The 12,789-nt window shown below is 64.5% G+C and carries 15 protein-coding genes, 1 tRNA gene and 1 riboswitch; of the genes, 3 read left to right on the forward strand and 13 right to left on the reverse strand.

All coding sequences use genetic code 11. The features are described from left to right. Positions 1-43: 43 nt before the first annotated feature. From H3221_RS09745 to moaB, 11 genes are all read right to left on the reverse strand, one after another. Positions 44-1,495 carry a cobyric acid synthase gene (locus H3221_RS09745; RefSeq protein WP_196473965.1) on the reverse strand — a complete coding sequence of 484 codons (1,452 nt, stop codon included), beginning with the start codon at positions 1,493-1,495 and terminating at the stop codon, positions 44-46. Further along, positions 1,495-2,505: a threonine-phosphate decarboxylase CobD gene (gene cobD, locus H3221_RS09750; protein ID WP_196473964.1), complete on the reverse strand. Its 1,011-nt coding sequence runs from the start codon at positions 2,503-2,505 to the stop codon at positions 1,495-1,497. Before cobD ends, H3221_RS09745 begins: the two co-directional genes overlap by 1 nt. Next, positions 2,498-3,406 carry an adenosylcobinamide-phosphate synthase CbiB gene (cbiB, locus tag H3221_RS09755; RefSeq protein WP_196473963.1) on the reverse strand — a complete coding sequence of 303 codons (909 nt, stop codon included), beginning with the start codon at positions 3,404-3,406 and terminating at the stop codon, positions 2,498-2,500. Before cbiB ends, cobD begins: the two co-directional genes overlap by 8 nt. 3 nt (positions 3,407-3,409) lie before the next feature. Next, positions 3,410-4,069 carry a 5,6-dimethylbenzimidazole synthase gene (gene bluB / locus H3221_RS09760; RefSeq protein ID WP_196473962.1) on the reverse strand — a complete coding sequence of 220 codons (660 nt, stop codon included), beginning with the start codon at positions 4,067-4,069 and terminating at the stop codon, positions 3,410-3,412. After that, positions 4,060-5,352, reverse strand: coding sequence for a cobyrinate a,c-diamide synthase (locus tag H3221_RS09765; RefSeq protein WP_196473961.1), 1,293 nt, complete (start codon positions 5,350-5,352; stop codon positions 4,060-4,062). Before H3221_RS09765 ends, bluB begins: the two co-directional genes overlap by 10 nt. Continuing rightward, the gene (gene cobO, locus H3221_RS09770; protein WP_196473960.1) at positions 5,352-5,963 is read right to left on the reverse strand and encodes a cob(I)yrinic acid a,c-diamide adenosyltransferase; all 612 of its coding nucleotides are present in this window, start codon (positions 5,961-5,963) and stop codon (positions 5,352-5,354) included. The genes H3221_RS09765 and cobO overlap by 1 nt, the downstream gene beginning before the upstream one ends. Before the next feature lie 185 nt (positions 5,964-6,148). Further along, positions 6,149-6,358: riboswitch (cobalamin riboswitch) on the reverse strand. 33 nt (positions 6,359-6,391) lie between these two features. After that, a complete protein-coding gene (locus H3221_RS09775; protein WP_196473959.1) occupies positions 6,392-6,712 on the reverse strand; it encodes a hypothetical protein in 321 nt (106 codons plus the stop codon). Positions 6,713-6,718: 6 nt separating this feature from the next. Further along, a complete protein-coding gene (locus H3221_RS09780) occupies positions 6,719-7,243 on the reverse strand; it encodes a C40 family peptidase (RefSeq protein ID WP_196473958.1) in 525 nt (174 codons plus the stop codon). An 84-nt stretch (positions 7,244-7,327) separates the two neighbouring features. Beyond that, positions 7,328-7,948: a C40 family peptidase gene (locus H3221_RS09785; protein WP_196473957.1), complete on the reverse strand. Its 621-nt coding sequence runs from the start codon at positions 7,946-7,948 to the stop codon at positions 7,328-7,330. Positions 7,949-8,096: 148 nt separating this feature from the next. After that, positions 8,097-9,311 (reverse strand): molybdopterin molybdotransferase MoeA, encoded by a 1,215-nt coding sequence (locus tag H3221_RS09790; RefSeq protein ID WP_196473956.1) that lies wholly within the window; start codon positions 9,309-9,311, stop codon positions 8,097-8,099. Further along, positions 9,308-9,847 (reverse strand): molybdenum cofactor biosynthesis protein B, encoded by a 540-nt coding sequence (gene moaB, locus H3221_RS09795; protein ID WP_192985312.1) that lies wholly within the window; start codon positions 9,845-9,847, stop codon positions 9,308-9,310. Before moaB ends, H3221_RS09790 begins: the two co-directional genes overlap by 4 nt. Positions 9,848-9,915: 68 nt before the next feature. On the opposite strand from moaB, the gene mobA reads away from it, so the two are divergent. The 3 genes from mobA to H3221_RS09810 all read left to right on the forward strand — a co-directional run bounded on the left by mobA (position 9,916) and on the right by H3221_RS09810 (position 11,007). Continuing rightward, complete coding sequence (gene mobA / locus H3221_RS09800) at positions 9,916-10,506, forward strand: molybdenum cofactor guanylyltransferase MobA (protein ID WP_196473955.1); 591 nt, start codon at positions 9,916-9,918, stop codon at positions 10,504-10,506. Between the two features lie 86 nt (positions 10,507-10,592). Further along, entirely contained in the window at positions 10,593-10,814 is a 222-nt protein-coding gene (locus tag H3221_RS09805) for a YgdI/YgdR family lipoprotein (protein WP_196473954.1), read from the forward strand. 116 nt (positions 10,815-10,930) lie between these two features. After that, positions 10,931-11,007, forward strand: a tRNA-Pro gene (locus H3221_RS09810). 61 nt (positions 11,008-11,068) lie between these two features. Here the strand turns inward: H3221_RS09810 and H3221_RS09815 are convergent. Together H3221_RS09815 and H3221_RS09820 are read right to left on the reverse strand one after the other, a co-directional pair. After that, a complete protein-coding gene (locus H3221_RS09815; protein ID WP_196473953.1) occupies positions 11,069-11,305 on the reverse strand; it encodes a glutaredoxin family protein in 237 nt (78 codons plus the stop codon). A 48-nt stretch (positions 11,306-11,353) separates the two neighbouring features. Then, positions 11,354-12,496 (reverse strand): DUF5610 domain-containing protein, encoded by a 1,143-nt coding sequence (locus H3221_RS09820; RefSeq protein WP_196473952.1) that lies wholly within the window; start codon positions 12,494-12,496, stop codon positions 11,354-11,356. Between the last annotated feature and the right edge of the window lie 293 nt (positions 12,497-12,789).

Here is a 12,789-nt window from a genome sequence, read left to right on the forward strand (position 1 = left end):
ATCGCTTTGCCGGTACGCACGGCCCAGGCGGTCCCGCGACACCCTATCCGATGCCGCAAAGTGCCCTGAGTTTTCCACTGTCCAGATGCAGTTCAACCTGATCGGCCAGGCGTTCGATATCGCGCTCGCGCAGCGCCTGATAATCCACCGTCTGCACCTCCTGCAACCCGGCCCAGCGCAACAGTGCGGCGAGCGCCGAGGGTTGCTCGAACAGACCGTGCAGGTAGGTGCCGAGCACCTGGCCATCGTCGCTGAAGCCACCGTCGCTGCGGCCGTCATCAAGCTGCACGGCGCCGTTGAGGCCCGGACCGCGACTGACACCGGCATGAATCTCGTAGCCGCTGACATCAGCCTGCTGCAGACACAGCCGGCCGCGCACGTTGCGCAGCTGTTTTTCCGGCTCCAGCAGCGTTTCGAACTCCAGCAGGCCGAGGCCCTCGCTGCTGCCGGCCGCGCCTTCCAGAGCATGCGGGTCGTGAATCTGCCGACCGAGCATCTGCAGACCACCACAGATGCCCAGCAGCTTGCCGCCATAACGCAGGTGGCGCGTGATGGCCGCGTCCCAGCCCTGCTCGCGCAGGCGCGCGAGATCGGCGCGCACACTCTTGGAGCCCGGCAGGATGATCAGGTCAGCCGGCGGGATGGCCTGGCCCGGGCCGACGAAGGTCAATTGCACCTGCGGATGCAGGCGCAACGGGTCGAAATCGGTGTGGTTGCTGATACGCGGCAGCACCGGCACCACTACGCGCAACGCCTGCGCATCCTTGGCCTGCTGACGGGTATCGACGGCGTCCTCGGCTTCCAGGTGGAAATCCATCAGATACGGCAGCACGCCGAGCACCGGCTTACCGGTGCGCTGCTCCAGCCAGTCCAGCCCCGGCTTGAGCAACGCGATGTCACCGCGAAAACGATTGATCACGAAGCCCTGGATGCGCGTCTGCTCGCTCGGGCTGAGCAGCTCCAGGGTGCCGACCAGATGGGCGAACACGCCGCCCTTGTCGATGTCGGCGATCAGGATCACCGGACAATCCACCGCTTCGGCAAAGCCCATGTTGGCGATGTCACCGGCACGCAGGTTGATCTCGGCCGGCGAGCCGGCCCCTTCGACCAGCACCAGCTCATGACGTTCGAGCAAGCGGGCGTGGGACGCCAGCACCGCCGCCATGGCCACCGGCTTGTAGCCGTGATAGGTCAGCGCCTGCATGTTGCCGATGGCGCGGCCGTGGATGATCACCTGGGCGCCCATGTCGCTGTTGGGCTTGAGCAGCACCGGGTTCATGTCGGTGTGCGGCGCCAGGCCGGCCGCTTGCGCCTGCACCGCCTGTGCCCGGCCGATCTCGCCGCCGTCAGCGGTCACGGCGGAATTGAGCGCCATGTTCTGCGGCTTGAACGGCACCACGGACACGCCCTGGCGCCGCGCCCAACGACACAGCGCCGTCACCAGTGTGCTTTTGCCGGCATCGGACGTGGTGCCCTGCACCATTAGTGTGGCCATCAGCGCGCTTCCTCGAGACTCGCCAGTATCGGCGCGCACTCCAGCAGCCCCTGCTGCAGACGCTGCCAGCCACATTCGTCGGCCGGCAGGCCGAAGCGCAGGCTGTCCAGCTCGGTAAACAGTCGCACCAGAATACCGCGCCGCGCCAGCAGCTCGGCGCACGGTACCGCGCGACGGGTGCAGCAGAACTGGAACAGCGACGAGCCACCGGTCGATGGCAAACCGCAGTCACGCAGCAAGGCGGCCAGACGCTCGCCATCGGCCAACAGGCGCTCGCGTTGGCGGCGCTGCCCCTCGTCATCGACCAGCAGGCTGCGCGCCACGCTACGTGCCGGACCGCTGACCGCCCAGGGCCCGAGCAGCCCCTCCAGCTCATCCAGCAAGGCCTGCGCGGCCAGGACGAAGCCCAGCCGTAAGCCCGCCAGACCGAAGAACTTGCCGAACGAGCGCAGCACGATCAACCCCGGCATGTCGCTGTAGGCGGCCAGACTATGCTCCGGCGTGCAATCGATGAAGGCTTCGTCGACCACCAGCCAGCCGCCGCGCTCGGCCAATTCGTCGTGCCAGTCGAGCAGGCGCGCCGGCTCGATCAGGCGGCCGGTCGGATTATTGGGGTTGACCACCAGCAATACATCCAGTTGCGGCAGCGCGCGAGGCACCGAGCCCTCGCTCAGCTTGATCACCCGATGTCCCTCGCGCCGCCAGGCGGCAGCGTGCTCGGCATAGGTCGGCGCGAGGATACCCACGCTGCTGTGCCCGCGAAGACGCGGCAAGGCCTGTATCGCCGCCTGCGAACCGGCTACCGGCAGCAGGCTGACGGCACCGTAATAATCGCGCGCCGCCTGCTCCAGGCCGTCATCCGCTTCAGGCAGACGTGCCCAGGCCGAGCCCGGTACGGCCGGCAGATCCCAGCCGTAAGGCGCAACCCCGGTGGACAGATCCAGCCAGTTCTCCAGGGGGATGCCATAGCGCTGCGCCGCTGCGCGCAGACGACCTCCATGCTCAAGCAACCCAAACCTCCCAAACGATCAGGCATAACAGCCACAAACCAACGCCGGCGATGACGCTGTTCATCGCCCGTTCAATATCCCGCGCACGCGGCGGCAGGCCTTCGCCCAGTTGTGGGCGTTCATGCACCTCGCCGTGATACTCCGCCGCGCCGCCCAGACTCACGCCCAGGCTGCCGGCACCAGCAGCCATCACCGGGCCAGCATTGGGACTGTCCCACAAGGGCGCCTGCCGGCGCCAGCAGCGCAGGGCCAGGACAGTGCGCCCAAGCAACGCATAGGTCAGCGCGACCAGACGCGCCGGGATGTAATTGAGCACGTCATCGATCTTCGCCGCCGCCCAGCCGAAGCGCTCGAAGCGTTCGTTGCGATAGCCCCACATGGCATCGAGGGTATTGCTCAGGCGGTACAAGACAACGCCGGGTGCGCCCGCGACGATGAACCAGAACAAGGCGGCGAACACCGCGTCGGAGCCGTTCTCCAGCACTGACTCAGTGCCGGCGCGGGCCACCCCGGTTGCGTCCAGCTCGGCGGTGTTGCGGCTGACCATCCAGCCGACGCGCTCGCGCGCCAGCGCAAGGTCGCCCAGACGCAGTGCGCGGGCCACCGGCTGCGCGTGCTCGTACAGGCTGCGCAGGCCAAGGGCGAAGTACAGAGCGACAATTTCCACCGCCCAGCCAAGCGAAGTCAGGTGCACCAGCAGCCAGGTGAGCAGGGTAAGCGGCAGCACCGCCAGGCACCAGGCCGTGACGCCATGGCTGCGCCAGCCGCCGCCGGCCGGGTTGAAGCGCTGCTCCAGGCGCCCCGCCAGGCGACCGAAAGCCACCAGCGGATGCGCACGCCGAGGCTCGCCCAGCACGGCATCCAGCGCCACGCCGGCGCAGGTGATCAGTGCCAGGCTCATCGTTCAGTCACCCTGCATTCCCCATCGATTCTCGAACAGCAGCTCGCTCAACGGGCGTGGTGTGGCCCAGCCCTCTTGCACCAGCATCGGTTTTTCGTAAAAGGCCTCTACTGGCCCCAGACACAGCAGCGCCACCGGCTTGCTGCCTGCCGGCATGTCCAACAACGCGGCCAGCGCTTCGGGGTCGAACAGCGACACCCAGCCGAGCCCGAGCCCTTCGGCACGCGCAGCCAGCCACAGATTCTGAATGGCGCAGGCCACCGAGGCCATATCCATTTCCGGCAGCGTGCGTCGTCCAAAGACATGTGCGTCGCGTCCCTCCATCAGCGCCACCGCCAGTAGCTCGGCGCAGTCGCGAATACCCTCGACCTTGAGCCGCATGAACTCGTCACTGCGCTCGCCCAGGGCCTCGGCAGTGCGCACCCGCTCGGCCTCCACCAGCGCATGAATGGACTCACGCAGTTGCGAATCACGGATGCGCACGAAACGCCAGGGCTGCATCAGGCCGACGCTGGGCGCGTGGTGCGCCGCTTCGAGCAACCGCGCCAACACCTCGGCCGGTACCTCGCCGCCGCTGAAGTGGCGCATATCACGGCGCTCGGCAATGGCGCGATACACCGCCGCGCGCTCCTCATGGCTGAACGCATGCTCGCTCATGGACATAGCAGCGCGGCGGCCGCCTCCGGGTTGGACGGCAGGTAGAAGTGGATATAGCTGGCCGTGAGCCGTCCCAGGCGATACACCGCCTCAGCCACCGGCTTGCCGTTCGGGCAGCGGCCGAGCGCCAGGGGCGGCAATGGGCTTTCCAGCCGCGAGTGATGGTAGCTGTGGCCACGCAGATCGCCTTCAGGCAGCGTCACCTGCTGCAAGGCCAGGGCGGTCAGGCGCGGTTGCAAGGCCGCGCTGCCGCTGAGCAGGCCGAGCATGCGCCCACTGCCGCCCTGCTTGTCGCGCAGCTCATCGAGCAGATAGAGCATGCCGCCACATTCGGCGAGCAAGGGTTTGCCGGCCTGATGATGGGCACGGATCGACGCAGCCATGGACTGGTTGCCTTCCAGCTCGGCCAGGTATAGCTCCGGATATCCGCCCGGCAGATAAAGACTGTCCACCTCCGGTAGCTCACGATCAGCGAGCGGTGAGAAGTAATGCAGCTCAGCGCCGAGCGCCTGCAACAGATCGAGATTGGCCTGATAGAGAAAGGCGAACGCCGCATCGCGCGCAATGCCGATGCGTACGCCAGCCAACAGCGGCGCCAGTTCATCGACCTGCGGCGCGGCGAAGCTCACCGCAGGCGGCAGGTCGACGTTGGCACTGGCTGCCAGCGCATCGGCCGCGGCGTCCAGACGCGCGTCCAGATCAGCCAGCTCGGCCGCCTGCACCAGCCCCAGGTGGCGACTGGGCAGCTCCACAGCAGCGCTACGCGGCAACGCACCGAACCAGCAAATACTCGCTGGCAGCGCATCACGCAGAATCTCACCATGACGGCCGCTGGCAACGCGATTACCGAGCACGCCGGCAAAGGGCAAGTCTGGCTGGAAGGTGGCAAGCCCGTGGGCCAGGGCGCCGAAGGTCTGCGCCATGGCCGCACCGTCGATCACGCCCAGCACCGGCACGCCGAAATGGCGCGCCAGGTCGGCCGCCGAGGGCTTGCCGTCGAACAGGCCCATCACCCCTTCGATCAGGATCAGATCGGCCTCACCGGCGGCCTGCCAAAGCAGCCGGCGACTTTCCGCCTCGCCGACCATGGCCAGGTCGAGCTGATACACCGGCGCGCCACTGGCGCGGGCGTGGATCATCGGGTCGAGGAAGTCCGGGCCGCATTTGAACACGCGAACCCGGCGCCCCTGACGCGTATGCAGGCGCGCCAGCGCGGCGGTGACGGTGGTCTTGCCCTGACCGGAAGCTGGTGCAGCGATCAATAGTGCCGGACAGTGACGTGTGGTCATCAGAATTCGATGCCCTTCTGTGCTTTTACCCCGGACTTGAATGCGTGCTTGACCAGGCTCATGTCGGTGACGGTGTCAGCCGCCTCGATCATCCCAGGCAAGGCGCCGCGCCCGGTCACCACCACATGCTGCAACAGTGGCCGGGCTTCGATATCGGCCAGCACCGTGTCCAGTTCGAGGTAGCCATGCTTGAGGGCTATGTTCAGCTCGTCCAGCAGCACCAGGCCGACCGACTCATCACTGAGCAGGCGCTGGGCCACCGCCCAGGCTTGCTGAGCCTTGGCGATATCACGCTGGCGATCCTGGGTTTCCCAGGTGAAGCCTTCGCCCATCACGTGATAGCTGACTTCCTCGGGAAAACGGCGGAAGAAGGTTTCTTCACCGGTGCTGGCCGCACCCTTGATGAACTGCACCACGCCGACCTTGATGCCATGACCCAGGGCACGCGCGACCATGCCGAAGGCGCTGCTGCTCTTGCCCTTGCCATTGCCGCTGTGCACCAGCAGCAGGCCGTATTCATCCTGGGCCTGGGCGATCTTTTCGTCGATCAGGGCTTTCTTGCGTTGCATGCGCGCCTTGTGGCGGGCATCGCGGTCGGTCGATTCGCTCATGCGGTGATCCTGTCAGGCGCCCGTCCCACCGGTTTGATAGGCAGTGGAACGGCAACGAGGAAAACGACGCGGCAATGATCCGCACATCCTCGTTCAGGCGCTAATGGCTGGTCAGGCGAGCGGAAGACAAAAAACACGAACGCCCCGGAGAACCGAAGCGTTGGCCGGACAACGCCCTCCGCGATGCCGTGAAACTGCTACAGGCCGGTCTCCGGGCTTGTGAGTGAACCATGGGTTCTGCGTCGCGCCTTCCCGTGCACATACACAGTGGACTGAAGCGACGTTTGACTCACCTACCGTTGCGGGGGCAGCGCCGGCATTGGAACCGGCTTCCCTGTTTCACCCCTTGGCCGCCATTCACGGCAACGCGGGGCACCTGAAGCAAGGCGCGCAGGGTAGAGGCTGGCAGCCCTGCCCGTCAACGCCGCTCAATGCCTGGGCATGAACCCGGGCGGCTTGCGCGCCAACCAGTCGACGAACGTTCGCAAACGCTCGTCGCTCAGCAGCGCCTCGCGGCTGTTGTAGGTCAGCGCCAGCTCCTTTTCGCTGAAAAGCCGATGAATCTGGTTATGGCAGGCGCGGCAAACCCACAGCGTGGCGGTAATTCGTTCATGACGGGGATAGCGCTTCTGCACATACACCTTGTCGTGCAGCGCCTTGGGAATCAGGTGATGCCGGGTCAACGCGACTGGGCGTGCGCACAGCTCGCAGAACTCGGGCTGAGGCGGCAGGCGAATGGGATCGACCATGGCTGCTCAGGGATTACGCGCGAGCTCTGGCGTGATGACCCGCTTGGCATCGAGGTAGACACGCTGCCAGTAGACGTTGTCGAGGCTATCCAGACGCACCGTGCCGCCACTGGACGGCGCATGCACGAAACGCCCTTCGCCGACATAGATCCCGGCATGACTGACAGCGCGCCCGCCATTGGTGGCAAAGAACACCAGATCGCCGCTTTGCAGGGCGTCGCGGCGGACATCAGGTGTGCGCATGGCACTCAGCTCACGCGTCGAACGCGGCAAACTGATACCAGCGGCATCGCGATAAACGTAGCCGATCAGGCCGCTGCAGTCGAAACCGCCTTCCGGGGTGTTGCCACCGTAGCGATACGGCGTACCGACCAGGCCAAGGGCGCGGAACAACACGTCCTCAGCGCCGCCCTGATAGGAGGACGAGGAGACTGGAGGGGTGTAACCAGGCTGGGGAGAAGGCGCGCGACTGCTGCAGGCACTCAGCAGCAGAGCGAGAGCGATGAGGGCAACACGGGTCGTGGCGGGCATAAGCGAGGCGATCCTGAGCCTGAATGCGCTCTACTCTGCCGATTCACGACGAACGGCGCAACCCTGAGGGTACGCCGTGATACATCAGTTGTGACGCTTGGCTGCGACCTGTTCTTCCACCGGAGCCAACGCAAGGACGCGCTTGGCCTGCAGATAACTGCGGTTCCAGTAGCTGTCATCGAGACTGTCGATGCGCACACCACCGCTGCGACTGCTGCTGGAGTGGATGAACTGGTCATCCCCCAGATAGATGCCGGCGTGGCTGACGCGACCACGACCACGATCGTTGAACAGGATCAGATCACCCGGTTCGAGATCGGCACGCGCCACCTTCGGCGCATCGAGGTTGATCAGCTCACGCGTGGAGCGTGGCAGCTCCAGGCCGACTTCTTCGCGGAACAGGTAGCCGACGAAACCGCTGCAATCGAAACCGGATTGCACCGAGGTGCCGCCGTAGCGATAGCGCGTGCCGACCAGCGAACGCCCAAGCTCCAGCAGACTGTCTGCCAGCTGCGGCATTTCATAGGGTTTGTCATCGGTTAGCGCATTGATTTCATCGTCGGCAGGCTGAACCTGCTGAGACAGCGGACGAGCAACTGGCTCGCTCGCAATATCGCCAATCTGCGGCTGTGGCGAGTGGCCGGCGCAGGCAGCGAGCAAGACTGTGAGTGCAAGAGGCACGAGGGGTGCGAAGCGTTTTAGCATGGGCACGACCGTGGCGGTTGAATTTACAAGCCCGCGACTATGCCTTCTATAAGGTTCATTTGCAAATTCTATCGCTGGAAATGTGACCCAGTAGTTTCGTCGCGCCATCTAAAGCGCCCGACCGTTCGCACAGCCGGGCGATTCAGGGCTAGCCGAGAATCTCGCTCAAGGGAATGAAACGCAGCCTATCCCCTTCGGCCAGCGTGGTGCCCTCCATCACCTCAGCCAACCCTTCGGCCCAGGCGGCGCTGCGCAGCACGCCTGAACTCTGGTTGGCATAGGGCACCGCACGGCCATTCTCCAGACGCGCGCGCAGATACTCGCGGCGCATGCCTGGCTTACCCCAGGCAAAACCTGCCGGCACCACGAAGCCCAATGGCTCGACCCGTTGCACACCCAGACGACGCAACATGTACGGGCGCGCCAGCAGCCCGAAGGTGACCAGTGTCGAAGCCGGGTTGCCCGGCAAACCGATTACCGGGACGCCCTGATAGTGGCCGAACGTCAGCGGCTTACCCGGCTTGATCGCCAATTTCCACAGCGCCAGCTCGCCCGCCTCGCGCAGGGCCATGCCGAGAAAATCCGCCTCCCCAACCGAAACGCCACCGGTGGAGAGAATCAGATCGACCTCGCCCAGCGCACCCAGTGCTTCGCGGGTGCGCTGCAGATCATCAGGCAATATACCCGCATCGACCACGCTGCAGCCCAGCCGTTGCAACCAGGCAATCAGCAGACGCCGATTGCTGTTGTATATCTGCCCCGGGCCAAGCGCCTGCCCCGGCTCTACCAGCTCGTCGCCGGTGGATAGCACGGCAACGCACAGGCGCCGCCGCACCGCCAGCCGTGCAGCACCGAGCGAGGCTGCCAGCCCCAGCTCGATTGGCCCCAGACGGGTACCGGCCGGCAGCACACATTCGCCGATGCGGGTTTCCTGACCTTGAGCCCGTACGTTCTGCCCGACTTTCAGCGGCTCGCGGAAATGCACGCGCCCTGCCTCATCCAGCTCAACGTTTTCCTGCATCTCGACGGTGTCAGCACCTTCCGGTAGCGGCGCACCAGTGAAAATGCGCGCACAGGTTCCGGGCTCCAGCGATGTGGGCGCGGTGCCCGCCTGAATGCGCTGGCTGACCGGCAACGCCTGGCCATTGCAATCGGCCAGGCGCAGGGCGTAACCGTCCATGGCACTGTTGGCCCAGGGCGGCAGATCCAGCGCCGCGATCAGCGGCTCGGCCAGCACTCGGCCATCCGCCTCGGCCAGCACAACCTGCTCGACCTGCTCGACTGGTGTCGCCTCTGCCAAAGCCAACAAGCGCTCCAGCGCCGCCTCCATGGGCAGCAGACCGGGATGATCGCAACCACTCATCCGCGCGTCTCGCAGGCGCCCACCTGTTTCAGATGCGGCACGAAGTTGCAGGGACGATGCCGTGCATCCAGTTGCTCGCCGAGAATGCCGTCCCAGGCGGTGCGGCAGGCGTTGGTCGAACCCGGCAGGCAGCACACCAGGGTGCCGTTGGCCAGACCGGCCAGCGCGCGCGACTGAATGGTGGAAGTGCCGATATCGGCCACGGAGATCTGGCGAAACAGCTCGCCAAACCCGTCGACCTGCTTGTCCAGCAGGCAGGTGACCGCTTCCGGCGTGCTGTCACGGCCAGTGAAACCGGTACCACCGGTAATCACCACCACCTGCACCTGATCCTCGGCAATCCAGGTCGCCACCTGGGCGCGGATCTTGTAAAGGTCATCCTTGAGCAGAACGCGAGCGGCCAGTTGGTGCCCGGCGACGGTCAGACGGTCGACCAGCAATTGACCCGAAGTGTCGGTCTCCAGCGTGCGCGTGTCGCTGACGGTCAGCACGGCAATGTTCAGCGGCACGAAAACCGCGTCGGCCTTGTGGTTCATGGCAGGCATCCAATTGGGAGAGAATGGGCGCTGTTATATCACACAGCCTGCCTTCGGAGACTGCACACATGCCCGCATCCAACGCCCGCCCCACCTGCTCCGTGCTGCTGCTTTCCGGTGGCCGAGGCCTGCGCATGGGCGGCCGCGACAAGGGCCTGTTGGAGTGGCGCAGTCGGCCGCTGATCGCGTGGCTGCATGACCTGACCCGGCCGTTGAGCGACGACCTGATCATCTCCTGCAACCGCAACACTGAGCGCTATGCGCCCTATGCCGACCAACTCGTCGCAGATCAGGATCAGGACTTTCAGGGGCCGCTGGCGGGTATCCGCGCCGGCATGGCCGCGGCACGCCACGAGCAGATGCTGGTGCTGCCCTGCGATGCCCCACTGGTCGACCGTGCATTGATCGAGTCACTGCTCGCCCACGCGGGGAAACGGCCAGTGGTGATCCGCCAGGGCAACTACTGGCAGCCATTGTTCTGCCTGTTGCCCACGCGGCTCAAGGACGATCTGGAACACGCCTGGCAATCCGGTGAACGCAGCCCGCAACGCTGGTTCGGCAAACTGGCACCCATCGCCGTCGACTGCGCTCTGGAAGATGCCCGACTGGCCAACCTGAACACACCGGAAACGCTCGCGCACAGCATCCCTCCTTGCTGAAACGGGAAGCCCTGCGCGGAACTCATACGGCAGTTTCACGTCTGAGCGAGGGTATAGCACCTCTTTAGCATCCAAGGAGACAGACCATGACCAAACGGATCATCCCCGCCCTGCTGATGGCAATCGGCTTCACTGTAATGGCCGGCTGCTCCACGCCGTCGGTGATCACCCTGAACGATGGGCGTGAAATACAGACGGTGGACAAACCCCAGTTCGATGAAGATTCTGGCTTCTACGAATTCGAGCAACTCGACGGCAAGCGCGCCACGATCAACAAGGACCAGGTGCAGACCGTCAAGGAACTCTGAGGCAACGCTGAAGAACACCCGAGTCCGTACCGGCCGCTGAGGGAGATGATCAGCCTGCATATTTTTCAGGCTAACCCCTTGTGCGGTAAAAGTTTTTCGGTAGAATACGGCTCATTCGGAGTGTAGCGCAGCTTGGTAGCGCGTCTCGTTCGGGACGAGAAGGTCGCAGGTTCGAATCCTGTCTCTCCGACCAATCAAAAAACCCGCCTTGATAGGCGGGTTTTTTATTGCCTTCGATTTGTCGGTACCGCCTTTCAGCTCAGAAAAGCCACCACCTGCTCAGCATCGAATGGCCAGTTCAGTTCGCTTCCACTGTCGCAGCGGCGCAGCACCGGAATGCGCAAGCCGTAATGCTCGACCATCCCCTCATGCTCGGCAATGTCGATCAATTCGACCAGCAGACCATTCTCCACGAATGGCATGAGCAGCGCCTCGGCCACCTCGCAAAGATGACAACCCAGGGTTCCGAAAAGTTGGCATTCAGGCGTCATGATCGCACCTCTCTATCAGCAAGGTGCGCAGTTTAACACCGGCCGGGATCAGCTCGCGTCAGCTCCCGTGTCGCCCACCTGACCGGCGAGCAGCGACTGCAAGCCGTCGAGCAGGCTGCGGTTGAGGCTTTCGGCCTTTTCCAGACGCGGCAGGTCGAAGCGCTCGTCGAGCGAGAAACCGCCCTTGAGCAACTCTTTGAGCATGCCACCGGCATCCTGCGCCAGGTCCTCGGCACTGCGCAGCGCATCGAGCAGGCCCTGAGCATAGTCCTGCAGCCCGGCATTGACCGCACTGGCGCCCTGCCCGGCCACCGCGCCATAGGCATCGGTGGCCTGACGCACAGTGGTCTGCGTCAGGCGCAGCGACATCGAAGCCAGTTGCTCGCCGTCCATATCCAACGCCATGGCACGGTCGAAGGCACCTGCCAGATCGCCAGCGTAGAAGGAGTCGGAAAGATCCTGAACCTGACCGAAAAGCTTCTCCAGCGCCTTGATCTCGTCATCATCCAGCTCGCCTTCGACGTCCACTTGCCAGCCACCGATGCGCAGGCTGCCAGACTGGCTACTGCCTGCCACAGTGGTGGACTTACCGTCGCTGGCGGCGGCGAAACTGCTCTGCGACCAACTGACCGAAGCCTGCGCCACGGAAATGCGCAGGCGGTCACCATCGCGGGTGGTGACGGAGAGGTCGAAGGTCTCCGCCAACGCACTGAAGCGCTCGCTGTAGCCCGCCACAGCAACCGTGCCCCCCGCGCTCGGGACAGCGCTGCCGAAGCGCTTGTCGAGATCGGTGAAACCATCCTGAATGCGCTTGTAGGTATCATCGATATCGCCAGCCACCTGACCTTTGAGCACACCCATGCCATCGAGAATCTTGCGCGCCTCGGCGAAGCCTTTCTCCACTCCATCACGCGCCTGGGACAGCAGCTTGTCCAATTTGGTCGGATCAGCGCCAGCCGCCGCCTCGCTCTGCAGGCGCTGCTCGATGAACCCCAGAATCCGCCCCGCCACTTTCTCCGGGGTGTAATCATCACGCGCCCCTGACAGCGAGCCCGGCGGCACGCCGAGTTTCTCGGCGAGGCGGTTGGCCAGGGTAGCCTGCGCATCGGCGGCACTGTTGCGTGCGGCCATGGACTGGCTGGCTTGCGCAGCACGGGACGCAGCGGAGTTTAGTGAGCTCAGAGGATTCATGACCGGGTACCTGAACAGGTTATCTGCCGAACTTAACGGCCGTCAGAAGCCAAGCTTTAACCCTTGGCGACCAACGGTTGCCAACCTTTCTCAGTTGCCGTGCACCCGATCGGGATTTATCCGATGGCTGGAAAAGCCGAGCAAAAACCTGTCAGCCCCGAGATAGAGCCAAGCCCCAGCGATGCCGCCGCTTCGCTCAAAGCCCTGCCAGACTAAAGTCTTACAGTCGATTCGCAGGTGAAATGCTTTATTTCATCGCGCCGTAACTGGCCGGTCACATCGTGGCCGACCTG

Source organism: Pseudomonas chaetocerotis, assembly GCF_015712105.2.
GTDB lineage: Bacteria > Pseudomonadota > Gammaproteobacteria > Pseudomonadales > Pseudomonadaceae > Aquipseudomonas > Aquipseudomonas chaetocerotis.

What these genes read in the sequence shown, in the direction of transcription:
- bluB (WP_196473962.1), bottom strand. Translation starts at nt 4,069, where the DNA reads ATGTCCATGAGCGAGCATGCGTTCAGCCATGAGGAGCGCGCGGCGGTG.
- H3221_RS09780 (WP_196473958.1), bottom strand. Translation starts at nt 7,243, where the DNA reads ATGCCCGCCACGACCCGTGTTGCCCTCATCGCTCTCGCTCTGCTGCTG.
- H3221_RS09820 (WP_196473952.1), bottom strand. Translation starts at nt 12,496, where the DNA reads ATGAATCCTCTGAGCTCACTAAACTCCGCTGCGTCCCGTGCTGCGCAA.
- cbiB (WP_196473963.1), bottom strand. Translation starts at nt 3,406, where the DNA reads ATGAGCCTGGCACTGATCACCTGCGCCGGCGTGGCGCTGGATGCCGTG.
- H3221_RS09765 (WP_196473961.1), bottom strand. Translation starts at nt 5,352, where the DNA reads ATGACCACACGTCACTGTCCGGCACTATTGATCGCTGCACCAGCTTCC.
- cobO (WP_196473960.1), bottom strand. Translation starts at nt 5,963, where the DNA reads ATGAGCGAATCGACCGACCGCGATGCCCGCCACAAGGCGCGCATGCAA.
- H3221_RS09805 (WP_196473954.1), top strand. Translation starts at nt 10,593, where the DNA reads ATGACCAAACGGATCATCCCCGCCCTGCTGATGGCAATCGGCTTCACT.
- moaB (WP_192985312.1), bottom strand. Translation starts at nt 9,847, where the DNA reads ATGAACCACAAGGCCGACGCGGTTTTCGTGCCGCTGAACATTGCCGTG.
- H3221_RS09775 (WP_196473959.1), bottom strand. Translation starts at nt 6,712, where the DNA reads ATGGTCGATCCCATTCGCCTGCCGCCTCAGCCCGAGTTCTGCGAGCTG.
- H3221_RS09790 (WP_196473956.1), bottom strand. Translation starts at nt 9,311, where the DNA reads ATGAGTGGTTGCGATCATCCCGGTCTGCTGCCCATGGAGGCGGCGCTG.
- mobA (WP_196473955.1), top strand. Translation starts at nt 9,916, where the DNA reads ATGCCCGCATCCAACGCCCGCCCCACCTGCTCCGTGCTGCTGCTTTCC.
- H3221_RS09815 (WP_196473953.1), bottom strand. Translation starts at nt 11,305, where the DNA reads ATGACGCCTGAATGCCAACTTTTCGGAACCCTGGGTTGTCATCTTTGC.
- H3221_RS09745 (WP_196473965.1), bottom strand. Translation starts at nt 1,495, where the DNA reads ATGGCCACACTAATGGTGCAGGGCACCACGTCCGATGCCGGCAAAAGC.
- H3221_RS09785 (WP_196473957.1), bottom strand. Translation starts at nt 7,948, where the DNA reads ATGCTAAAACGCTTCGCACCCCTCGTGCCTCTTGCACTCACAGTCTTG.